The 22,004-nt window shown below is 64.2% G+C and carries 20 protein-coding genes; 9 read left to right on the forward strand and 11 right to left on the reverse strand.

Going from position 1 to position 22,004, the window contains the following annotated elements:
• Window positions 1-12: 12 nt before the first annotated feature.
• Window positions 13-1,164 (forward strand): prenyltransferase/squalene oxidase repeat-containing protein, encoded by a 1,152-nt coding sequence (locus tag OKA04_RS04345; RefSeq protein ID WP_264499905.1) that lies wholly within the window; start codon window positions 13-15, stop codon window positions 1,162-1,164.
• Here the strand turns inward: OKA04_RS04345 and OKA04_RS24615 are convergent.
• The 7 genes from OKA04_RS24615 to OKA04_RS04375 form a co-directional block, all read right to left on the reverse strand.
• On the reverse strand, window positions 1,116-1,601 hold the full coding sequence (locus OKA04_RS24615) for a DUF4184 family protein (RefSeq protein ID WP_343226868.1): 486 nt from the start codon (window positions 1,599-1,601) through the stop codon (window positions 1,116-1,118). The genes OKA04_RS04345 and OKA04_RS24615 overlap by 49 nt on opposite strands.
• Before the next feature lie 1,058 nt (window positions 1,602-2,659).
• Entirely contained in the window at window positions 2,660-3,985 is a 1,326-nt protein-coding gene (locus OKA04_RS04350; RefSeq protein ID WP_264499906.1) for a dihydrolipoamide acetyltransferase family protein, read from the reverse strand.
• Window positions 3,986-4,062: 77 nt separating this feature from the next.
• Complete coding sequence (locus tag OKA04_RS04355) at window positions 4,063-4,398, reverse strand: hypothetical protein (RefSeq protein WP_264499907.1); 336 nt, start codon at window positions 4,396-4,398, stop codon at window positions 4,063-4,065.
• 102 nt (window positions 4,399-4,500) lie between these two features.
• Window positions 4,501-4,887: a hypothetical protein gene (locus OKA04_RS04360; protein WP_264499908.1), complete on the reverse strand. Its 387-nt coding sequence runs from the start codon at window positions 4,885-4,887 to the stop codon at window positions 4,501-4,503.
• A 147-nt stretch (window positions 4,888-5,034) separates the two neighbouring features.
• Window positions 5,035-6,021, reverse strand: a complete 987-nt coding sequence (locus tag OKA04_RS04365; protein ID WP_264499909.1) for an alpha-ketoacid dehydrogenase subunit beta — start codon at window positions 6,019-6,021, stop codon at window positions 5,035-5,037.
• Between the two features lie 75 nt (window positions 6,022-6,096).
• Window positions 6,097-7,179, reverse strand: coding sequence for a pyruvate dehydrogenase (acetyl-transferring) E1 component subunit alpha (gene pdhA / locus OKA04_RS04370; protein WP_264499910.1), 1,083 nt, complete (start codon window positions 7,177-7,179; stop codon window positions 6,097-6,099).
• Between the two features lie 44 nt (window positions 7,180-7,223).
• Window positions 7,224-7,808: a DUF6580 family putative transport protein gene (locus OKA04_RS04375; RefSeq protein ID WP_264499911.1), complete on the reverse strand. Its 585-nt coding sequence runs from the start codon at window positions 7,806-7,808 to the stop codon at window positions 7,224-7,226.
• Between the two features lie 109 nt (window positions 7,809-7,917).
• On the opposite strand from OKA04_RS04375, the gene OKA04_RS04380 reads away from it, so the two are divergent.
• The gene (locus OKA04_RS04380; RefSeq protein ID WP_264499912.1) at window positions 7,918-8,301 is read left to right on the forward strand and encodes a hypothetical protein; all 384 of its coding nucleotides are present in this window, start codon (window positions 7,918-7,920) and stop codon (window positions 8,299-8,301) included.
• Between the two features lie 15 nt (window positions 8,302-8,316).
• Window positions 8,317-10,209: a tRNA uridine-5-carboxymethylaminomethyl(34) synthesis enzyme MnmG gene (gene mnmG / locus OKA04_RS04385; RefSeq protein WP_264499913.1), complete on the forward strand. Its 1,893-nt coding sequence runs from the start codon at window positions 8,317-8,319 to the stop codon at window positions 10,207-10,209.
• A gap of 122 nt (window positions 10,210-10,331) precedes the next feature.
• On the opposite strand, the gene OKA04_RS04390 is transcribed toward mnmG, so the two are convergent.
• A complete protein-coding gene (locus tag OKA04_RS04390; RefSeq protein WP_264499914.1) occupies window positions 10,332-10,763 on the reverse strand; it encodes an acyl-CoA thioesterase in 432 nt (143 codons plus the stop codon).
• A 190-nt stretch (window positions 10,764-10,953) separates the two neighbouring features.
• On the opposite strand from OKA04_RS04390, the gene OKA04_RS04395 reads away from it, so the two are divergent.
• The 5 genes from OKA04_RS04395 to OKA04_RS04415 all read left to right on the forward strand — a co-directional run bounded on the left by OKA04_RS04395 (window position 10,954) and on the right by OKA04_RS04415 (window position 16,559).
• On the forward strand, window positions 10,954-12,753 hold the full coding sequence (locus OKA04_RS04395) for a hypothetical protein (RefSeq protein WP_264499915.1): 1,800 nt from the start codon (window positions 10,954-10,956) through the stop codon (window positions 12,751-12,753).
• Between the two features lie 119 nt (window positions 12,754-12,872).
• A complete protein-coding gene (locus tag OKA04_RS04400) occupies window positions 12,873-14,423 on the forward strand; it encodes a trypsin-like peptidase domain-containing protein (protein WP_264499916.1) in 1,551 nt (516 codons plus the stop codon).
• Between the two features lie 78 nt (window positions 14,424-14,501).
• On the forward strand, window positions 14,502-15,830 hold the full coding sequence (locus OKA04_RS04405) for an OmpA family protein (protein WP_264499917.1): 1,329 nt from the start codon (window positions 14,502-14,504) through the stop codon (window positions 15,828-15,830).
• A 206-nt stretch (window positions 15,831-16,036) separates the two neighbouring features.
• Entirely contained in the window at window positions 16,037-16,285 is a 249-nt protein-coding gene (locus tag OKA04_RS04410) for a type II toxin-antitoxin system Phd/YefM family antitoxin (protein WP_264499918.1), read from the forward strand.
• Between the two features lie 43 nt (window positions 16,286-16,328).
• Window positions 16,329-16,559: a PLD nuclease N-terminal domain-containing protein gene (locus OKA04_RS04415; protein ID WP_264499919.1), complete on the forward strand. Its 231-nt coding sequence runs from the start codon at window positions 16,329-16,331 to the stop codon at window positions 16,557-16,559.
• Between the two features lie 5 nt (window positions 16,560-16,564).
• Here the strand turns inward: OKA04_RS04415 and queA are convergent, their stop codons facing one another.
• Window positions 16,565-17,563, reverse strand: a complete 999-nt coding sequence (queA, locus tag OKA04_RS04420) for a tRNA preQ1(34) S-adenosylmethionine ribosyltransferase-isomerase QueA (RefSeq protein WP_264499920.1) — start codon at window positions 17,561-17,563, stop codon at window positions 16,565-16,567.
• Window positions 17,564-17,643: 80 nt separating this feature from the next.
• On the opposite strand from queA, the gene OKA04_RS04425 reads away from it, so the two are divergent.
• Window positions 17,644-18,543 (forward strand): WD40 repeat domain-containing protein, encoded by a 900-nt coding sequence (locus OKA04_RS04425; protein ID WP_264499921.1) that lies wholly within the window; start codon window positions 17,644-17,646, stop codon window positions 18,541-18,543.
• On the opposite strand, the gene OKA04_RS24585 is transcribed toward OKA04_RS04425, so the two are convergent.
• Both OKA04_RS24585 and OKA04_RS04435 read right to left on the reverse strand, forming a co-directional pair.
• Window positions 18,520-20,580, reverse strand: a complete 2,061-nt coding sequence (locus OKA04_RS24585; protein ID WP_319800595.1) for a glycosyltransferase — start codon at window positions 20,578-20,580, stop codon at window positions 18,520-18,522. The genes OKA04_RS04425 and OKA04_RS24585 overlap by 24 nt on opposite strands.
• A gap of 134 nt (window positions 20,581-20,714) precedes the next feature.
• Window positions 20,715-21,842 (reverse strand): acyl-CoA desaturase, encoded by a 1,128-nt coding sequence (locus OKA04_RS04435; RefSeq protein ID WP_264499922.1) that lies wholly within the window; start codon window positions 21,840-21,842, stop codon window positions 20,715-20,717.
• Window positions 21,843-22,004 lie beyond the last annotated feature (162 nt).

Here is a 22,004-nt window from a genome sequence, read left to right on the forward strand (position 1 = left end):
ACCGATCACCCCGTGAAACGGATTCTCCTCACCCTCGTGGCGCTGGCCACGACCGCCATCGCCCAGGAAAAGCCGGAGGCGGAGGTGAATCCGTCCACCATTGCCGCATCGATCCGGCGCGGCGTGGATTTCCTCATCGCGGACCAGAATCCAAACGGTTCGTGGGGCGGCCCGACGCGGACGAAGGGCCTGAATATCTACGCGCCCCTGCCCGGTGCGCACCATGCCTTCCGCGCGGGCTCCAGCGGGCTCGCGCTGTCCGGACTCATCGACAGCGGTGACACGCGACCGGAGACCCTCGCCGCGATCGCGAAGGGTGCCGCCTGGATGGAAAGCGAGCTGCCAAAGCTGCGCCGCGCCGACCAGACGACGACCTACAATGCCTGGGGCCACGCTTACGGGATGCGCGCCTTCACCCGCCTCTATCAGACCGCGAAGGACGAGGCATCGAAGGAGAAGTGGAAGCGCCTCGCCCAGGAGCAATCCGACCTCGCGAACCGCTACATGGACATCAATGGCGGGTGGGGCTACCTCGATATCTACGATGGCCTGACCACGCAGAAGCCGACGGGCATCACCACCTGCTTCACGACCGCCACAGTGATCCTGGCCATGCGCGAGGCCCGCGACGTGATGGGTATCAAGCTGGACGACAAGGTGGTGAAGGCATCGCTGGACAGCATCGAGCGCCAGCGCACTCCGGACTTCTCCTACGTGTACTCGCACAGCCACATCAACCGCCCGCGCACGCCGATCAACCGGCCCGCGGGATCGCTCGCGCGCAGCCAGGCGTGCAATGCGACGCTGCGTGCCTTTGGCGAGCAGAAGGTGACCGACAAGGTCATCGACGAGTGGGCAGTACGCTTCATCGATCGCGAGGGCTTCCTGAGCATCGGCCGCAAGCGCCCGGTGCCGCACGAGACGCACTTCCAGATCTCCGGCTACTTCTACTACTACGGCATCTACTACTTCACGGAGTCGGTGGAATTTCTGCCCGCGGCCCAGCAGCCGGCTCACGCCGAGCGGCTCGCCCGGGTGATCCTGCACCGGCAGGAGAAGGACGGCTCGTGGTGGGATTACCCGCTCTACGACTACCACCAGCCCTACGGTACCGGCTACGCGCTCATGGCCCTCTCCTGGTGCCGCGAGAAGCTGCCGAAGTGAAGCCTCGCGCTCGCGTCTGGTCCCGGAGATACAGGCCCAACGCCACGGTGAAGTAGGCGACAGTCATCAGTGCGATGGAATTCACGATCCATCGGAAGGCGAACGCGCGGATCTGGAAAAAGCCTGTCGAAGCCCGCGACCGAGTTCCACGAGGGCATCACCGCGAGAGCTGCCGCGACTCCTACCATATGGTCTTCACCTGCGAGGGCGAAACGGTGGAGGAAATACCCGAAGTCCGGAGCCATGCTTCCCACCACCAGGGCGAGCGGATCGAATCGACGCCAGCGGAGGAAGGGAAGGACCGCCGCGGGATGGCTGAGGATGAAAGGAACGGACCTCTCATGGATCCCCTTTTTCCGGAGGGAATGAAGGCACGGTGAATTCAGCCCGGAATTTGTCAGTGGAGTGTGAACATCTCGGGAGTTCTCCGCGAGCAATTCGGAAGCGTCCGATCGTCAGGTAGGCTTATGGCCAGATGCCCGGGAGTTCTTCGCATGATCTTGAAGCCGTGGAATCCCTGATCTAATGCGGTGGAACAGGAGTTTTCCGGGGTTGTTCACAGGATTAAGACGATGAGTTTTTTAAGGTACCAAATAGATCCATACTCTAGCCGTGTGAAAAACTTCGGGACGTTCACCCGCACAGAGCCTTTCTCCCTTCCCTCCAGAGAAGATCGAATCACGCGCGAGCGACAGAGGAGCACAGAACGGGCAAGGAAGCGATTCAACAGGTTGGATGGGCTGAGAGCCGCCCCTGATCCCCGGAAAGCCTCCAATGGGGTCGTGGACCATCAGGAGCTCGCCCTCTCCCCAACGGCCCGCAGATGCCACCGTAGTCGCACTGGTGACACCGTGGAACGATCTCTGGCGGCGGATTCCTCACCTCCAGCCCCGGTGTGTCATAGGACTCTTGAGGGCCAAAGGCCTGGCCATCCCTCAGCCGCGACCAACGGCCGGGGTTAGAGATCATGAATTGGTGGCCTGAAGGGCTACGATACGAGGTCGGTTTGCCACGATGAGGAAATGCAGTCGCTCACCTCTCACTCGCTCTTCTCACGCTTTGAGGATGAGCCTGGCATCTTATCGTCCATTTCATCGCCTCACGTCCAAGTCGGCCGGACACTTATGGTGGGCCTTCAGCCCACGATAGTCCTAGGTCCACCCACCCCGGCCGTTGGCCGGGGCTGAGGGATGGTCAGGCCTTTGGCCTTCAAGAACTGACGAGCTGGGGAGCTGGGGAGCTGGGGAGCTGGGGAGCTGGGGAGCTGGAGAAGGTCCGCAATGTAATCTATGGTCGCACGGGCGACAGTGCGGGAGGGTCCCTTATGCCAGACTTCCTCAGTGCCATGTCGGATTTCACCCATTGCTCCCGCGGTGCTCTCACCGATGACCACGATGATAGTGGCGGGGACGGCCAAAGGATCGCCACCGGCAAAGAAAAAGGCGTGCAACCCGTGAGGGCGGCACGCCTTTTGAAAGGAGGGTCAGTCTCCGACTCAGACCAGCATGAGGGCCGGCTGCTCGATGAGCTTCTTCACTTCCGCGAGGAAGCTTGCTGCCACGGCTCCGTCCACCACGCGGTGATCGCAGCTCACGCCGATATTCATGCGGAGGCCGGGAACGATCTGGCCGTTCTTGACGACGGGCTTCTCGATGGCGGCACCGACGGAGACGATGAGCGCCTGCGGTGGATTGACGATGGCGTCGAAGCTCTCGATGCCCCACGCGCCGAGGTTCGACACGGTGATGGTGCCGCCGTCGAATTCGCTGGGCTTGAGCTTCTTGTCCTTCGCGCGGCCGGCGAGGTCCTTCACTTCCTTCGAGATCTGCAGCACGGACTTGGTCTCGGCCTGCTGGATCACGGGGGTCACGAGGCCGTCTTCCACCGCGATGGCGACGGACAGGCCGACGTGCTTGAAGCTGACGATGTGGTCGCCAGCGAAGGAGGCATTCACCGCCGGGACGGCCACGGAGGCATTGATGACGGCCTTCAGGACGAAGTCGTTCACCGAGTACTTATTGCCGTGGGTCTTCTCGGCCTGCGCATTGATCTGCTGGCGGAGAGCCATCAGCGGCGCGGCGTCGGCTTCGACGTGGAGGTAGAAGTGCGGGATGGTTTGCTTCGACGCGAGCAGGCGCGAGGCGATGACCTTCCGCATGGAGGAAAGTTCGATGCGCTCGTCACCTTCCTTGGCGGTCGGCATGATGGCGGCGGACATGGCTCCGGCAGGTGCGGAAGCGGCGGTCGGTGCGGTGCGGGACTTCGCGGCGGCGGCGAGTCCGGCGGCGGCGCTGGCGTTGGCGGACTTGCCAGCGGGCTTAGAGGAACCGGCGGCTTCCACGTCCGCCTTCACGATGCGACCGGCAGGACCGGTGCCGCTGACGGAGGAAAGATCGACGCCGAGGTCACCGGCGACCTTGCGGGCGAGCGGGGACGCCTTGATGCGGCTGCCATCGCCAGCGGTGGCCGGAGCCGGTGCGGCGGAAGATGCGGCAGGAGCAGATGCCGACGCGGGTGCGGCAGCAGCGGCGGGCGCGCTGGAGGACTCGGCGGCAGCAGGTGCCGGTGCGGAGGAGCCTGCGTCATCGCCATCGAGCACGGCGAGCACGGCACCGATCGCGGCCTTCTCGCCTTCCTGGATCAGGATTTCGGTCAGCGTTCCTTCATCGAAGGCTTCCATTTCCATGGTGGCCTTGTCGGTCTCGACCTCTGCGAGGATGTCACCGATCTCGACGTTATCGCCGACTTTCTTGTGCCATTTGATGAGGGTGCCCTCGGTCATCGTGTCCGAGAGCTTTGGCATTTCAATTTGGGTGGCCATGGATCTGGTTAAGAAAAGGGAGTGGGGCGCACGGAGATTGCGAATTCAGAAAGGCATTTCCAGTCTTTTCCGGGGGCTCAGCCTTGAGTGACGCGGATGACCTTGCCGTCCTTGATGGCGAAGTTCAGGCGCTCGGGATTGAAGTCCATCGTCACCGGTCGGGATTCACCGTCCACCTCGATGATCCGCCACTTCAGCGATGCCTTGTCCGCCATGTCCCCGGCGGCCTTTTCCTCCAGTCCGACGTAGCTTTCGGGCTTGGCGGGATTCGGCGTGGGGGCGGGTGCGGCAGGCTCCTCGACAGGTGTTGCGGGTGCCGGAATTTGAGCCTCGGCAGCGGGCTTTGGCTCCGGCTTGCAGGCGGCGAGCGAGAGGACGGTGGCGAGTGCGGAGACCGGGAGCAGGGCTTTCATCCGTCACGAATCCAGCACTTGCGGGGATGGGGCAAGGGGAAAAAGAAAACGGAGGCCGTTGCGGGCCTCCGTCTCCAAAGTGTGATGTCGTCCGTTGAAGGATTACTCGGCGAGTTTCTTCATGGTCGGGATCAGGCCCATGTGTGGGCTGCCGCTGCCGCCCTGCATGGAGGCTTCCTTGATCGCACCGTTGCCGGAGCCGCAGCAGCCGTCATCCGGGCAATAGAAGCGGACGCAGTCGCCGCACTTGATGCGGACCTTCTTCGTCACGGTCTTGTAGCGGGGCACCTTGGTTTCCTTCACCTCGGTCAGGCCGCTCTTTGCATCCACGACGACTTCCTCACGGACGACGTCATAGCCGCAGAGCTTGCGCTGATAGGTTTCTTCGGTGTAACCGGCGCTGCCAGCCTTGATGCCGAACATCGAGCAGCAGGAAGACAAGCCCAGCGACAGTGCGATGAGCGGAAGAATCAGGAGCAGGTTTTTCATGGGAGTCGTCTAATGTGTTAGAACAGGCAGCAGCAGGAGCTGGAGGCGAGGCAAAGGGCCACGAGGCCGACAGCAGCAAGGGCTTTGATCATGGTGCCAAAATGCTAGGACGGGAACCTTTGCTGGCAATGAAAATCACCGTCCGGATCAGCGCAAAGACAGGACTTTTTCCACGATCCGGCGGGGATTCGGGAGCTGTTCGTGCTCGATGTGCTGGGAGTATATCGCCGGTGCATCCAATGTGGTGACACGCTTGATCGGCGCGTCGAGGTAATCGAAGGCGTTGTCCTGGATGAGGTGCGAGACCATGGCGGAGACGCCGCCGAAGCCCTTCGATTCATCGACGAGCACTACGCGGTTCGTCTTCTTCACCGTCTTAATGATGGCGTCCACGTCAAGCGGGCGGATCGAGCGGAGGTCGAGCACGTCGGCTTCGATCCCGTGCTGCTCCTTGAGCGTCTCGGCAGCCTCCAGCGCGTGGAGCACCGAGCGGCCGTGGGCGATGATGGAGACGTCCTTGCCCTCGCGCTTCAGATCGGCCACGCCGAGCGGGATCACGAAGTCACCATCGGCGGGATCCGGCACCTCGCCGGTGTTGCCGTAGAGCTTGGTGTTCTCCATCACATAGACCGGGTCATTGTCGCGGATCGCGGCCTTGATGAGGCCCTTCGCGTCTGCCGGGGTGGCAGGCGAGACGACCTTCAGGCCGGGGAATGCGGCGAAGAGGCCTTCCGGGATGTGCGAGTGGGTGGCTCCCACGCTGGTGCCGCCGTTGGCCGGGCCGCGCATCACGATGGGGCAATTGATCAGGCCGCCGGACATGTAGCGGACGCAGGCGGCATTGTTGACGAGCTGGTCGAAGGCAACGGAGTGGAAGGACCAGAACATCAGCTCCATGACCGGGCGGACGCCGAGCATGGAGGCACCGATGCCCATGCCGATGAAGCCGGCCTCGGAGATCGGGGTGTCGACGATGCGCTTGTCGCCCCACTTGGCCCAGAGGCCTTCGGTGACCTTGTAGGCGCCATTGTACTGGGCGACCTCCTCGCCCATGAGGACGACGTTCGGGTCGCGGGCGAGTTCCTCGTCGAGGCCTTCGCGGAGAGCTTCGCGGTAGGTGAGCGTGCGGGACATGGAAATGATGCGTGTCGGGGATCGGGATCCGGGGAAATACTAGAGTTACCGTAGTTCGTTCTGCTCGGGCTCGGTTCAGTCGGTGAAGAAGTGCTGGCCGATCTTCGAGGCAGGGGTCTGGTTGTCGGTTTCCCAGTACACGTCATCCATGATGGACTCGATGGTCGGGATGGGGGATTCCTCGGCGAACTTCACCGCGGCAGTGGCCTCGGCGGCAGCTTCCTTGTCGATGGCGTCGAGCTGCTCGTCCGTGATGATGCCTTCCGCGACGAGGCGCTTGCGCCACAGGCGGATGGGGTCGAAGTTCGTCTTGTAGTCCTCGATCTCCTCGGGGGAGCGATATTTCTTGTGGTTCGCGTCGGCGATGCTGTGGCCGTAGTAGCGGTAGGTATTGATCTCGAGGATGGCCGGCTTGTGCTCCTTGCGTGCACGCTCCAAGGCGATGTGGGTCTTGGCGCGCACCTCGTAGAGATCGGAGCCGTCGATGACGTCCCACTCCATGTCGTAGCCCTCGGCGCGCTGGGCGAGGCAACCGCGGTAGGAAGAGGAGCGCTTCTGGGAGGTGCCCATCGAGTAACCGTTGTTTTCGATCACATAGACGACCGGGAGCTCGAAGAGGGCGGCGATGTTCAGTGACTCGTGGAAGGCACCCTGGTTAACAGCGCCGTCACCAAGGTAGCAGAGGGCGGCACCTTCGCGGCCCAAGTATTTGAGGCCGTAGGCGAGGCCAAGGCCGAGCGGGGTCTGGCCGCCGACGATGCCGTGGCCACCCCAGAAGTTCTTGTCCGGAGCGAAGAAGTGCATCGAGCCGCCCTTGCCCTTCGAGCAGCCGGTGGCCTTGCCGAAGAGTTCCGCCATCAGCGGGTTCATCTCCATGCCGGACATGATCGCGTGACCGTGGCAACGGTAGGCAGTGATGTTGTGGTCATTCTCGCCGCATAGCGAAAGGGTGCCCACGGCCACGGACTCCTGGCCGATGTAAAGGTGAAGGAAGCCACCGATGCGGCCTGCATTGTAGTACTTCAGGGCGATCTGCTCGAAGCGACGGATGCGGACCATCTTGCGGAAGAGCTCGATCTTCTGCTCGGCGGTGAGCGCCTTGTTGATCGGCGAGCCGGCGAAATCGAGACGGGGCGTATCGGCGGTGACAGAGGACATGGACGGGGCGGAGATAGGGTCGAAAACAGGTTTGGAGCAAGAACTTATCTGATCTGTGCGACGGCAGGAGAAGGGGCCTCAGAGGCGGGTGCCCAGGAGCGGCGGGCGAGGAGGAAGAGAGCGGTGAAGACGACATTCGCAGCCACCAGATTCCGGAGGAAGACCCAGGTCGGCAGCACGTCCGTCGGGCGGCCGCTCCAGAGGGCCTGCCAGAGGCCCTCGCCCGACTTCGGATACATCGGGTCAACATACCAGACGGCACCATTCGTGACGAGGTGGAAGAGCAGCGCCGCAGCGAGGCCGCCACCGATCACGACGCCCGGGGAAGGGGACTTCCGCAGCGGGAGGGCGAGTGCGCCGGTCAGTAGAAGGGTGATGAAGGCAACACTGACTCCGCCATGGGCAAAGGGCGAGTAGCCTTGGAGCATGCTCGCGAGGGGATTGCTGACGAGCCAAGCGATCACCGGCAGTGCCCAGGCTTTCGTGCCGCGCAGGAAGATGATGCTGCACAGGAACAGCGCGGGCAGCGGCTGGAAATTCGGCATCTCCATCGGATAGGCGGCCCCGAGGCACCGGAAAGCGATCAAGAGAGCCAGCAGCACGAGGGCTGGAATCCAAGGGCGTTGCATGCCTTTCCCTGCCTCATCAGGGGCACCCGGGCGAGCCGAAAATGCGCTAGCTTGCCAAGCTGTGGTCCGGGATTGCATCGCCCCGGTGATTGTAGGATCGTGGGGTTGCGTGGCAGGAGTAGAAGTCACTTCACCAGGCTTGGGCGTCGCAGGGAGGCTTGTTCCTTGGTCGGCGATCCTTGAGATTTTTGTCTTCAAGGAGGACCTCTATTCCGTGGATGAGATCTGCCTGTGTTTCCGCATTGCTGAGGATGGAAGCGTCATCAGGGTGTATGAGGATGAGGATCGGGAGGCCTACGAGCAGGTCATCGCCTTGCTGCCGGATCCATTTTCCCGGGGTTCGGACGGACTGGTTTTCGGAGGTGGCCTTTCCTGCCTTTGCCGTGAATCGGACGACCATCTGGGAGAGCAGCGTCTAGATTGGCCGTTCCACGTGGAACATGAAGCGTTGTCATTTCTCCCTACTCTTGCCGCGCTGCATTCGCCCGGGTAGGGTGCCCGCCCTCGCATGTTCCGCTATCCCAAGCGCTACGACGTCCTCGTCATCGGTGCCGGCCACGCCGGTGTGGAAGCCGCCCTCGCTGCCGCCCGTCTGGGCGCACAGGTGGCTGTGCTCACGCAGAATCTGGATACCATCGGCCAGATGTCCTGCAACCCCGCCATCGGCGGGCTGGCCAAGGGGCACATGGTCCGTGAGATCGATGCGCTTGGCGGAGCGATGGGCCTGAACACGGATGCGACGGGCATCCAGTTCCGCATGCTGAATGCGTCCAAGGGCCCCTCGGTTCGTGCGCCGCGCGCCCAGTGCGACAAGAAGGCCTACCAATTCCGTATGAAGTGGGTGCTGGAATCCACCCCCGGCATCGAGCTTCATCAGGGGAATGTCGCGGACATTCTCGTCGAGAACGACTGTGTGACGGGCATTACCACGTCACTCGGCATGGAGATCCAGGCGGCGTCAGTGGTTCTCTCTGCGGGGACCTTCATGCGCGGACTCATGCACGTGGGTCTGCGGAATGAAAAGGGAGGTCGCATGGGCGATGCCACGAGCACGGTTTCCGACTCGCTGAAGCGTCTAGGGTTCCACGTGGAACGTTTTAAGACCGGCACACCCTGCCGTCTGAACGCCCGATCGCTCGATTTCACCAAGTGCGAGCCCCAGGATGGTGATACCCCGGCACCGCTCTTCTCCTACCTCGCGGACACCCTGACAAAGAAGCGGGATGACCTTTTCACGCTGAATCCATGGGGAGATTCTGAGTTCCACGTGGAACAAATGCCCTGCTGGGTGACTTACACGAACACTGCCACGCATGACATCATCCGCGGTAATCTCGACCAGTCCCCGATGTATTGCGGGGTGATCGAGGGGGTGGGACCGCGCTATTGCCCGTCCATCGAGGACAAGGTGGTGAGGTTCGCGGAGAAAGATCGGCATCAGGTGTTCCTCGAGCCGGAGGGCCGCCACACCCATGAATATTACGTCAATGGGGTGTCCACCTCACTACCCTACGAGGTGCAGCTCAATTTCCTCCGCACTATTCCGGGGCTGGAGAAGTGCGAGATCCTGCGGCCCGGCTATGCGGTGGAGTATGATTACTGCCCGCCGACCCAACTTCATCCCACGCTGGAGACGAAACTGGTCTCCGGCCTCTATTTCGCCGGCCAGATCAACGGGACTTCTGGCTACGAGGAAGCGGCAGGGCAGGGGCTTCTGGCAGGGGCAAATGCCGCGCTGAAGGTGGCTGGAAAGCCGGATCTGATCCTGCGCCGCGACCAAGCCTACCTCGGCGTGATGGTGGATGACCTCGTCACCAAGGGCTGCACGGAGCCTTATCGGATGTTCACCAGTCGGGCGGAGTTCCGCCTGCTGCTCCGTCAGGACAATGCCGACCTCCGTCTCACACCGCTGGCTGCCGATCTCGGCCTTGCCCATGGCGAGCGCGTGGAGCGCATACGCCACAAGCAGTCCGAGCTGGAGCGCGCCCTTCGCTGGGCCCGGCGGCAGGCGGTGAATGAGGGAGTGAAGCTCGATCACTGGTTCCGCCGGGTGGAGAATACCGCCGAAATGCTCCCTGATGAACTACGTGGAGAGTTCCACGTGGAACTTTGGCCACTCATCGAGACCGAGCTGAAGTATGAGGGCCACCTCCAGCGCCAGCAGGTGCAGGTGGAACGCATGGCCCGCCATGAGGACAAGCGGATCCCGGCAGACCTCGATTACACAGCCATCCGGGGACTTAAGAAGGAGGCGCAGGTCAATTTCGGCCGCATCCGTCCGGCCACGCTGGGCCAAGCATCCCGGATCTCCGGCATCACCCCGGCTGACGTCGCGATCCTCGCCGTTTGGATGGAGAAGGGTGCCCGCAAGAGCGTTGCGAAGGCAGGGGAAGGGGAGTGACGGTAGGGACTGCCGGCACCGGCGAGAGGTGCCTGAATCTGCCGCTAGGACGACCCTTTACTGGCTTTCCTACCGGCCAAGCGAGCCGGTGGCACGCGCTCCCAAGGGGGAGCAGCGGAGCCTCAGGCTTCGCCTAGGCTCCACTCCGCCGGGAGGCGGACGGGCCTGCCTTCGGGCATTTGGACGAGGGCGAGGCACTGGCGGCAGGTGATGAGGAGGGCGTCGTCGCTTTCGCGGCGGACCTCGAAGGCACACCAGAAGCGGGCGCGCTGGACCTCGTCGAGGCGGCCGTGGATGACCAAGGCATCGCCGAGGGTGGCGGGACGCCGGTAGTCGATCTCCGTTCGGACGACGACGGGGAAGAGCTTGGTATCCGACATCCCCTTCAGGTCCATGCCCATCAGCCCGGCGAGCTTGGTGCGGCAGGTCTCGATCATCCGCAGGTAGGCGATGTTGTGGACCACGCCGCCGATGTCGGTGTCGAAGAACATGACTTCCTCGCGGGTGGTGTGGCGGAGATCGGCAGGCAGCGGCATGCGGGAAGAAGGAATCACCAATCGCCGATCTTCCAATCACGAAGAATGCGGACGATGGGACGGGCGGGGCAGGCCGGAGTGGCAGATCGGGCGGAATTGCAAATGCCTTCCATGCATGGCGATGGCGGCCTGCCGATCGGGAAATTGATGATGAGTGACGCCTCCCGGCGCAATTCTCCCTCGCGGCACCCCGTATCGGGGGATTAAGATGACTGCCATGCGATGCTTCTCGCGGGGGATTTTGATGTGGAGTGCGGCGATGATGATGCCGGCGGTCGCGGACTTCGTGCCGCCTGCCGAGGGCCCCGTGCCTTTCCGACGGGACAAGCTGCCGGTGGACGTGGACACCATGACGGCGCTCTCCCGGCAGATCTCGGTGCTGGCCGCTGCCGAGGAGGCGGAGAAGCCGGATGAACTGCGCTCCGTGGCCCAGATGGCCGCGCTGTCGCTGGCACTGGATCCGGCGAACCGCCAGGCGCGCGACCTGATCGCCGCCGCGGAGAAGGGCGACATGCCGGATTCCCCCGACAGCAAGGAGATCGAGCGCGCCCGCACCCGCGCTTGGCAGACGCTTTCCTGGCTGGAGATGCCGGAGGCCGGGGCGGACGCGAATGCGCTGGCAGCCTGCCTGGGTGACGTGCTGGCCGTGGCGGACCCCGGCCATCCGAAGTCAAAGGAACGCGTCAGCGAGCTTGGGGCGTGGAAGGACTGGGTGGCGACGAAGGAGGCCTTCCGCACGCCCAAGGAGGCCTTCCGCACGCCCAAGGAGGCCGTGAAGCCCGCCGATCCGGAGCCGACGGACACGACGCCCCCGGAGCCCGAAGACGGCGGCCAGAAGGCCGTTCTGGGCCTCGCATTGGCGGACCTGGAGGCAGCCATGCCCGTGTGGGTCCATGATGCGGAGACCGGCGTGGAGTCCCTGCAAGCGTTGAAGGTGACCTTTCACGGTGAGATTTCCGGCAAGGGGCGCACGCAGCTCATGATCCCGGGCGAGGGCCTCACCCAACGGATGGCCAAGCCCTTCCAAGCACTGGAGAAGGCCATGGAGGCCCGCCACGGGACGCTGCCCGCCGGGCTGACCGTTTCGCTGGGATTTGGGAAGTCGTCCTACTCGCTGTCGCGGAATGGGACCGCTCTATCCGGCACGGCGGCGTTGCTGCTGGAGGGCGCGCTGACGGGTGAGATGCCGACGGCGATCACGCTGGCTCAAGTGGGGGAGGGTGGAAAGCTGGAGCTGCCGCCGAAGTTCTGGAAGACGCTGCGAGCCCTGTCCGAGATGCCGGGCGGTGGCCGTCTGATCCTGCCGGACCAGGCCGCGGAATTCCTGCCTGCGCTGCTGACCATGAATGACGCCGCGTTCTTCATGAAGCGGGAGGTGGTGCTGGCGAGCACGGTGGACGAGCTTTGCAATCTGGCCGCTGCGGCTCCGCAGGGCCCCGCTGGCGATGCGATGAAGCGCTTCGGGGAAATCCGCAAGGTGGGCGACGGCAAGCCGCTGGGGACCTTCGTGGCGCATCAGGCGACCCAGCAGCGGCTGAAGGAAGTGACGGACCTGATGCCGAAGCACGCCTCCGCCCGTATGCTGGCCTTGCAGGGGTCCGGAAACCGGGCGCGCTCGCTGGCCCGCCCGGTGCTCGCCCGCGAGATTCGCAGGTCGCTGGAGCCCATTGCCGTGCTCATGACGCTGAAGCAGGAGGAACCGACCGCCGAGGCCCAGCTCGACAAGGCGCACGCCGCGAGCCGGGAGGTGCTGGATTCCCTGACCAGCTACATCGACATCCGCGACCGCGACCTCCACAAGGCAGCCATGGACGTGACCGATAGCGTCCGCACCCTTTCCCGCCTCCTTTCCAAGTCGGAGAACGAAAACAATACGATGGCCCCGAAGAAGAACCTCGCGGCCAAGGCAGCCCGCGAGGCCTACCTGAAAGCCATCCGTGAATTGACCGCCGCCGCCGGTGACGAGGTGGACTATCCGTTGCCAAGAGGCGCGGGTGGTGGAAATTGAGCCATGCGCCGCGGCGCGTCTCCCACGGATCCGGGAGGCCGCCGCGTGAGGATTTCCTTGCTATTGCGGGTCCGTCCAAGTCCTGTATCACCCACACCCTCATCCCCTTACACGATCCCATGCAGCAAGGCATTCGTCGGCTGATGGCATTGGCGGCCGTTTTCGCGGTCGCCTTCGGTGCCGTTTATCTCATTCGCAACGGCCCGGAGGGCTTCGCCAGGCTCGTGCCGGGCGGGAAGGGGAATGGCGGCGAGGATTTCCGTCCTGAAAGCTATACCTTGGCTGATCGTGCGCCTTTGAATCTGGGCGACGTGGAACTACTCGCGCGTCTGGATGCGGAATACATCAAGCTGACCGATGCGGTGGTCCCCTCGGTGGTCAGCATCGACACCACCGCCCTGCGGGAGCGGCGTCTTTTCGATGGCTACGGCCGCATGCGCTTCCAGTCCGTGCCGACGCAGGGGCAGGGCTCCGGGGTCATCGTGAGCCACGAGGGCCACGTGGTGACGAACTACCACGTAGTCGCGGACCAGCAGAAGATCCAGGTGACGCTGCCGATGGTGAATGGCAAGCCCGGCAAATCCTTCCCCGCCACGCTCATCGGCGAGGACCGCCTGCTCGACATCGCCGTGCTCAAGATCGATGGCGACGCCGACACGAAGTTCCAGCCGCTGAAGCTGGGCGACTCCAGTCAGGTGCGCCCGGGGCAGAATGTCTTCGCGATCGGCAATCCCTTCGGCCTGGGTGAGACCATCACCCGGGGAATCATTTCCGCCGTCGAGCGCTCGCTCTCCGACACGCAGAGGGATCTCTTCCAGACGGACGCGGCGATCAATCCCGGCAACTCCGGCGGCCCGCTGGTGAACCTGCAAGGCGAGATCATCGGCATCAACTCCGCCATTTTCACGCCGGACCGCGACAAGCCGGGCTTCCAAGGCGTGGGCTTTTCCATCCCGTCGAATGACGTGAAGGACACCCTGCACTCGATCCTCGAGCGAGGTCGCCCGGTACGCGGCTATCTCGGCGTGCGGATGCTGGAGGGCGGCGTGGTCATCGCTGTCGGCCCGGACTCGCCCGCGGAGAAGGCAGGGCTGAAGGAGAACGACGTGATCCTCACCTTTGACGACAAGGAGATCCGCAGCACGACCCAGCTTATCAATCTGGTGCAGCGCACCCGCATCGGCCAGGTGGTGCCGATGCGCGTGTGGCGCTCCGGCAGCGAGGTGACGCTGCAGGCCACCATCACAGAGAGCCAGCCGGAGACGATGCAGATGCCCCAGGTCGCACCGGGGAGGACGCGGGACACCGGCGAATCCCTCGCGGCGATCGGCTTGGATGTGCGCGACCTCATGCCGCAGGAGCGCCTGCGCGGCTTCAGCGGCGTGGTGGCTACCCGGGTGCGTCCCGAGGGCTTGGCGGGCAACAGCATCCGGCCGGGTGACCTGATCGTCGGCGTCAATGAGAGCCGCATCTCGAATGCGACCGAGTTTTACCTCTACCTCTCCGCGTCCGCCGCGGTGCAGGCGACCACGGTGCATCTCTTCCGGAATGGGGAGCACAGCACCGCGAGCCTGCCGGTGCTGCCGCGGAAGGAAGAGGAAGGTCCGGCTGACATCGACCCTGCGCCTCCTGCCCCCGCTCCGGAGGCTGCTCCTGTCCCGGAACGTTGATTTCGCGGGATAAAGCGGTTGTCCGCCGGACGTTGAAGGAGCATCCCTTTCCTTGCGCCCTCCCGCGCGCCAGCCGCCATGCAAGACTCCCGCTTTCCAATCGCCTTCCTCGTCGGGGCGCTCGCCTTGGCCGCCGGTGTCGGTGGCCTCTACATGAATCGCGGGAAGCCTGCGGCACCGCGGCAGGCACCCGTGGTCGAGGAAAAGAAGCCCGTGGCTCCGGCAGCGGATACCATCCCTGCGAACCAGAAGGAGTCCGTGGTGGATGGTCCGGTGGACCCCGAGGCCGCCATGGCAAATGCCGGCGTGGGCCTTTCCACGGTGGACCCGGCGCAATTGCTCGGCCAGATCGGCACGGCCCTGGAGACGGGTGACTTCGAGAAGCTCGGCCAGCTCATCGGCAAGCAGGCGCTGGACGATGGCACGCGCAAACGGCTGGCCCAGCTCGCCACCCAGGAGCCGAAACTGCGCAAGCCGGACTCCGTGCAGGAGGTGGGCGAGCTGGAGCTGAACAAGCGCGCGCGCTGGGCGCTTTGGCTGGACGGTGTGGAGACCGGGCGCGATCGCATCTTCTTCGACCTGCAGCAGGAGGCGGGCAAGTGGTCCGTGCAGTCCCTTATGCTGCCGCCTGCGCCCGGCGAGCCGGTGCCAAAGGCGGTGATGGTCGATTCGCTGGGAATCGCGGATGCCTTCCTGCAGGCGCTGCTCCACCAGCAGTTCGAGCTCGCGAAGGAGTTCGTCGATTCCGCCACGGTTTCCGACGCGAAGATCGCGGGCCTGTGCATCCTCTTCGAGGACGGAAGCTACAAGTTTCGCGATGACAAGCCGCTGCGCGCGATGTTCCAGCGGCCGGATACCAGCGGCTACCTCGCCCGCGTGGTGGCAGCGGACGGCAGCGATGCCGCCGAGTTTTCCATGGTGCTGCACCAGCCGGAGAACAGCGGCCACTGGCGCGTGACGGACCTGAACCTGGACCAACTGCTCGCGGACTACGCGAAGCGCGTGGCGGGCGGAGACGTCTATTACATCCCGCTGGTGAAGAATCCGAAGGGTGGAGACACGCTGGTGCTCTATTTCGGCTTTGACGAGGACACGCTGCCCCCGCGCACGGAGCGGCAGCTCGATATCGTCGCGCAGATCCTGAAGACGGATCCGGAGAAGCAGCTCACGCTTTCCGGCCATACCGACGCGCTCGGCACGGAGCCCTACAATGACCAGCTCTCACAGCGCCGTGCGAATTTCGTGAAGGAGTATCTGGTGAAGGTCGGCGTGGCCGAGGACCAGATCATCACGCTTGCGAAGGGCCAGTCGCAGCCGCGCCGGCCGAATTTCACCGAGAGTGGCGGGGACAATCCCGATGGCCGCCGCGCGAACCGCCGCGCCGAGATCTACCTCGACTTCGACTGATCCCGCCCGCGCTCGAAAGTGGCGCGTGGAGAAAAGAAGTGCTGCCAGGGAACCGCGGCAAGCACGGACAAACTACCGTTGCTCCGATTAAGGCCTAGCGGGATTCGCCTGCCGAACCTCCACGGCCCCTGACAGCAGGCGGAGGAAACAGCGTGGGGTGGCTTGTGGCAAGCGGTTTGTCCCGGTATGGTGGTCGAAGACTGATCATGAGCGACTCTGTGAACCTCACCGGATTGAAGACCCGGTTGTGTAACATCATCCGAAGGGTAGAGACCGGAGAGGAGTTGATGATCTGCCGCCGTGATGTTCCCGTAGCCAGGTTGATTCCTCTGGAGGGACAGGCAAGTGCTTCGGGGAAGCTTTCCGAAGTTCGCGGCTGGTTGGATGATGATGACGATTTTCCAGATGTGGTTGAAGCCCGCCGGTATCGAGGTGAAAAGGCCCCCGTGATCTGATAGATATGCTGGTCAAGTTTCCTTCGGGCCTCGCAGATATGGCATGCAACCAATGAACCAGCTCGGCTTTCTCAATATCGGTGGTCAGGAACTGATCCTCATCTTCTTCCTGCTCAGTCCGATGATCCTGTCGATCATCGCCCTGATCCAGTGCCTTCAGGCGACTTTCGAGCAAGGAAGCGAGAAGTTGATCTGGGTGATCGTGCTCCTCGCCTTGCCGGTTGTGGGTCCGATCCTTTGGTGGACCATCGGCATCAAGAAGGCGAAGCGCTGACCCTCTCACACCAGCAGCATGCAGTCGCCGTAGCTGTAGAAGCGGTAGCGCTCCCGCACGGCTTCGCGATAGGCCTCCATCACGATCTCGCGGCCTGCGAAGGCGCTGACGAGCATGATGAGCGTGCTTTCCGGCAGGTGGAAATTCGTGAGCAGGCCGCCGATCACGCGGAATTGATATGGCGGGTAGATGAAGATGTCGGTGGCTCCTTCGTGGCTGCGGCACCTTGCAGCCAGCCCTTCCGCGTGCACGGTCCGGCCCACGTGCTCCAGCACGCGCGTCACCGTCGTGCCCACGGCGATCACGCGCGCGGCGTCGTTGACGCGTCCCGCGGTTTCCGGCGTGAGAACGTATCGCTCGGAGTGCATCTCGTGCTCCTCCGGAGTGTCCACCTGCACGGGCCGGAAGGTGCCGACGCCCACGTGCAGCGTGAGAAAGGCATGCGGCAGCTTTTCTAACAGCTCCGGCGTGAAGTGCAGCCCCGCGGTCGGCGCGGCGATGGCTCCCTCCTCACGGGCGAAGACGGTCTGGTAGCGGTCGCGGTCCGCCATCTCGTCATCGCGGCCCATGTAGTGGGGCAGGGCGAGGTGGCCGTGCCGGTCGAGGTCCACGGGCGCGTCCCAGCGGATGAGCCGGTCGCCATTGTCGAAGACATCTACTACGGTTCCAGTAGTTCCGCCCACCGTGACGGTCTTGCCGGTGCGCATCTTCTTGCCCGGCCGCACCAGGCAGCGCCATTCGAGCGGCGAGAGGCGGTCCAGGCACAGCAGCTCGATCTTCCCGTCGTCGGAGAAAACGCGGGCCGGGATGACCTTCGTGTCATTCAGTACCAGCAGGTCGTCGGGCCGCAGGTACTCCGGGAAGTCGCGGAACATCCGGTGCTCGATCTTTCCCGAGTCGCGGTTCACCACCATCATCCGCGAGGCGGCACGCTCCTCCAGCGGCCGCGAGGCGATCAGCTCCGGTGGCAGGTCGTAGTGGAAGTCGCTCGTCCGCAAACCCATGCCCCGGCTGTAGCGGCCCGGCGCGAGCGCTGCAAGGCCCGCCTCGACGGCGGCACAGCGGTCTGCTTGGGTATGGCACCATGAAATCGCTGCTGTTCTCGCTATTGCTTTCACCTGCGCTCTTCGCCGGGTCCGCCGCGTTTTTGCCGGATGGCAAGCGGGTGGCCCGTCAGGGAGACAGCGGAGTGCTGCTGCTGGATCTGACGACGAAGGTGGAGACGGCGCTGGAGTTTCCAGACGACTTCCAAGTCGAATTCGTGGGTCTCTCCGCCGGAAAGGACGCGCTGATTTTGGCCGGTGGCCAGCGTGTGATGAGCTGGAACCCTGCCACCGATACGTGGACCGAACTCTGGAAGGCACCCGACGAACTGACCGTGGACGATGTCGCCTGCAATCCAAAGGACGGCCAGGTGCTCGTGACCACGACGAAGGAAGATGGCGAGCCGGAGTGGTGGATTCTCGATCCCAAGCAGCCGAAGAAGGCAGGGGGCGTTTACAACCGCCGTGCAAACCATGCCACGAGTCCGGTCTTCGACACGGACGGAAATCTCTACTTCACGCTGAATGGCGATGTGTGGAAAGGCTCCATCGAGGCGGGCGACAATGAAGAGGTGCCCTATGTCCTCGCGGGGACGAGGATCTGGCCGCTCGCCACGCTTGAGACCAGTCCTGCGAACAGCTCCGGCACCGGGGCTCAGACGGTGCTTCCCCTCAAGGATCACCTTCTCGTGGAGCTCAGCCGCATCGGCGGCAGCGGATGGGGAAACATCGTTCGCGTGCCGAATGCGGACGCTTTCGAGAAGAAGCTCCCGCTGAAGTGGGACGAGCTCGCGGAGTGCGGCAGCGGATGCGGCGCCGCGCTCTCACCCGATGGCAAGAAGGCGATGATCCACATCAATGGCGAAGGCTGGTTCGAGGTGAATCCCGCGAACGGCGACCTCAAGAAGTTCGCGGGATCAGCCGCGAAGGACGACGAGTGACTTGGGATCTCCCCACACCCGCACCAGAGTCCGCTTGCCGATGCCATCGCCGCGTTCGGTGGCGAGCAGCACGCGCGTGCCGTTCTTCTCCACGTCCCATGCGTCGGTATCTCCGCCCGCCTGCCAGCCGTCGGCGAGGAGTTGTTGGAGGAAGTCATCGCGTGTCTTTCCTTCCGCGGACCAGAGGGCAAGTTCGTCGGTGGGAGCGGGAGGCTCCTGGGAAGCTGTGCCGTTGTTGGAAAGGAGCAGCCATTTCCCGCAGCGGAACCACGCGCGGAGGCGCGGCTGCAGCCACTCCAGCAGGCGCAGGCGCTCGCGGCTGGCGAAGTCATTGAATCCGGCATCCAGCGGGCGCAGCGGCTGCATGCGGTCCACCACGCCCTGGTAGCCCGCCTGGCCCATGCGGCCGTAGTAGATCACGGAGCCCTCGACCGCGCGCACCGGGCCGCCGGAGTAGACGAAGCCATCCCACCTCGCATCGCCCGCCGCGGTGAAGCGCTGCGGGTGCTTCGCGATGAGCAACGCCTCCGCCCTGCCGTAGCCGCGCTGCTGGCGGAGGAAGGCGCGGAGCGACGGACGCCGCCAGTGCCATACGAAGGCGGTCGGCGCGAAGCCGAGACGGAAGCCCTTGTCACGCAGACGCCAGCAGAAATCCACGTCGTCCCCCGCGGTGGTGAACTGCGGGTCGAAGCCGCCGGTCTCGAAGTACGCCGTCCGTAGTACCGCGATATTGCAGCCGGGAAGGTGCTCCGCTTCCACGTCGTCCAGCATCACGTGGCTCGGCGCGCCCGGGGCGGCGGTCACGATCGCCTCGGCGTCCGACTTCGGCGGGGGAGGGAGGTTCGGCCCGCCCGCGGCATCCCACCCCTTGTCAAAGGCATCGGCCAGCCCGGCCAGCCAGTCCGGGTCCGCCTCGCAGTCGTCATCGGTGAAGGCGAGGATTTCGCCCGTGGCCGCATCCGCGCCGGCATTCCGCGCCGCGCTCAGGCCGCCCGGCTCCAGCGTCAGCAGGCGCACCTCGGGAAAGCCGCGTGCTACTAGATCCGTAGTACCATCCGTCGAGCCGTCGTCCACCACGATCACCTCGTGGGCGGGCAGCGTCTGGTGCCGCAGGGACTCCAGGCAGGCAGCGATCCGGGACGCCCCGTTCCGCGTGCAGACGATCACGGAGAATCTCGAGTGCGGCGTGCGGCTGCCGACCTGCTGCCACGCCTCGCGCACGGCGGCCAGTGCCGGCTTGTCCCGGCCCTCGCGATCGATGAGGCCGAAGTCCCAGTCGAGCACCTCCATTCCGGCATTCCACCACCGGTCGCTCCAAGCATAGGCGGTGAAGCCTGCCATGCCCTCCTCGCGGGCGATACGGATCGCCCATGAGAAGGTGGTGGCCTGTTTCGCCACGCCATTCCGCTGCGAATCGAGGCCGAATTCCGAGAGCATCACCGGCCGGTCGCCCGCGATGTGGTGCAGCCGCCGGAGATAGCTGCGGAAGGCGGTCTCGCTCTCCAGATAGACGTTGAAGGCGGTGAAGTCGGCATTCTCCGGCTCCAGGTACTCGGTGCTTGGATAGTTGCCGTAGCACCACAGCACGTCGGGCCGCAATTCCTTCCCGAGTGCGATCAGGTCTTCCAGCGCGTGACGCACGGGGACGGGGCCCATCCAGCGGACCAGGTCGGCGGGCACTTCATTCGCGATATAGACACCCGCAAGCGCCGGGTGGCCCTCCAGCCCGCGCAAGCTCTCCGCCAGCGAGACCCTTGCCTCGGCGATCACGCGGCCGTCCTTCAGGAAGTCCACCGCCTGCGGCCAGCGCAGCCCGCCGAAGACCCGCAGCCCGTGCGCCAGCGCGGCATCCAGCAGCCGCCGGTCCGGCATCTCATACAGCCGCAGCGCATTGAAACCGGTCGCTGTGATCCGATTAAAATCCGGGGCGAAGTCAGTTGGCCAGCCGCCGGGGAAGGGGCCGTAGGTCACCGCGCGGACGTCGCAGCGCCTTCCTCCGGACCGGAAGAATTTGCCATCGACGCTCAGGGGCTCCATCGCGCGCAAACCTACGGGGCGGGCCGGAACTTCCAAGCCCGACATTCACCGAATGGTGGCGATGGCGTGGGAATGAAAAAGGCCGCCCGGTCTCCCGGGCGGCCTTTTTGGAAAAACGGGGCGTGTCAGCCGGATCAGGCCTGGGCAGGCACCGCGCGGCCGCGGCGGAGCTGGGACACGTTCTGGAGGAGTTCGCGGGTCTCCTTTTGCCAGCCGCGCAGGGCTTTCCGGGAGAGTTCCACGCGGTCGGCCATGGCCTTCTCCAGCTCGTGGTAGTTGGCGCTGAGGCGCTCGATCAGCGCGTTCATGGCCTCGAGGGTCTTGTCGCGCAGCGGGTGGTCGTTCTGGGCCTGCACGCGGGCGAGTTCCTGATTCGCATGGCGGCGTGCCTCGGCCATCTCGGCGAGCAGCACCTTGGTGGCCGGCACGCGGCGGAGGTCGCTGGTCAGGCCGACCTTTGACATTGCCCAGATCGCCCACTTGGTGGGGTCGAAGTTCCACGGCTTCACGCCATTGCGGTAGTCGTGCTGGAACTCGTGGTGGTAGTTGTGGTAGCCCTCGCCGAAGGTGACGAGAGACATCACGAAGCTGTCACGAGCGCTGCAGCGGGTCGAGTAGGGCTGGCGGCCGATGGTGTGGCAGAGCGAATTGATGAAGAAGGTGCACTGCTGGACGCAGAAGACCCGCAGCACGCCGACGATGAGGAAGCCACCGAGGGCACCCATGGCACCACCCACGGCGAAGTAGCCGATGACGGCGGGGAGGATGAGGCCCACGACGAGGGCGATCATCTTGTCCCAGCGGTGCTGCCACATGACCAGCTTGTCCTTGCGGAGGTCATTCACGTTGTCGAGCGGCGGCTCAGGCAGGGTCTTGAAGAGGATCCAGCCGATGTGGGCCCAGATGAAGCCCTTCGAGATGTCGTACGGATCATCGTCGTGGTCCACGTGCTTGTGGTGGCGGCGATGGTCGGAGCACCAGTTCAGCGCGGAGTTCTCGAAGGCGCAGGCGCCGAAGACGAGAGTGAAGAGGCGCACCGGCCACTTGGCCTTGAACGAGAGGTGCGAGAATAGCCGGTGATAGCCGAGCGTGATGCTCATGCCAGTGGCGATGCAGTAGAAAGCAAACAGGCTCCAGAGCACCGGACCGGCATCGTAATGCCAGAGGTAGATGGGAGCCGCGATGAGTGCGAGCAGGGTGATGACGCCGAGGAACGCCGTGTTGATCCAATCGACCCGCCCGAAGGGAATGCTCAATTTCATGAAGTGGAACGCCCCGGAGGGCGGCGTCCCGATAGCCTGCCAATCCCGGCGGGTCAATGTCGCAGGTGCTTCCGGGCCGTTTCTTTTGGCCGAATGCGTGGAAACCCTAAGTATTCTTTTTGAAATTCCGCACTTGTGGAGTGTTTTAAAACGGTTAACTCT

The sequence above is a fragment of the Luteolibacter flavescens genome (assembly GCF_025950085.1).
Taxonomy (GTDB): domain Bacteria; phylum Verrucomicrobiota; class Verrucomicrobiia; order Verrucomicrobiales; family Akkermansiaceae; genus Haloferula; species Haloferula flavescens.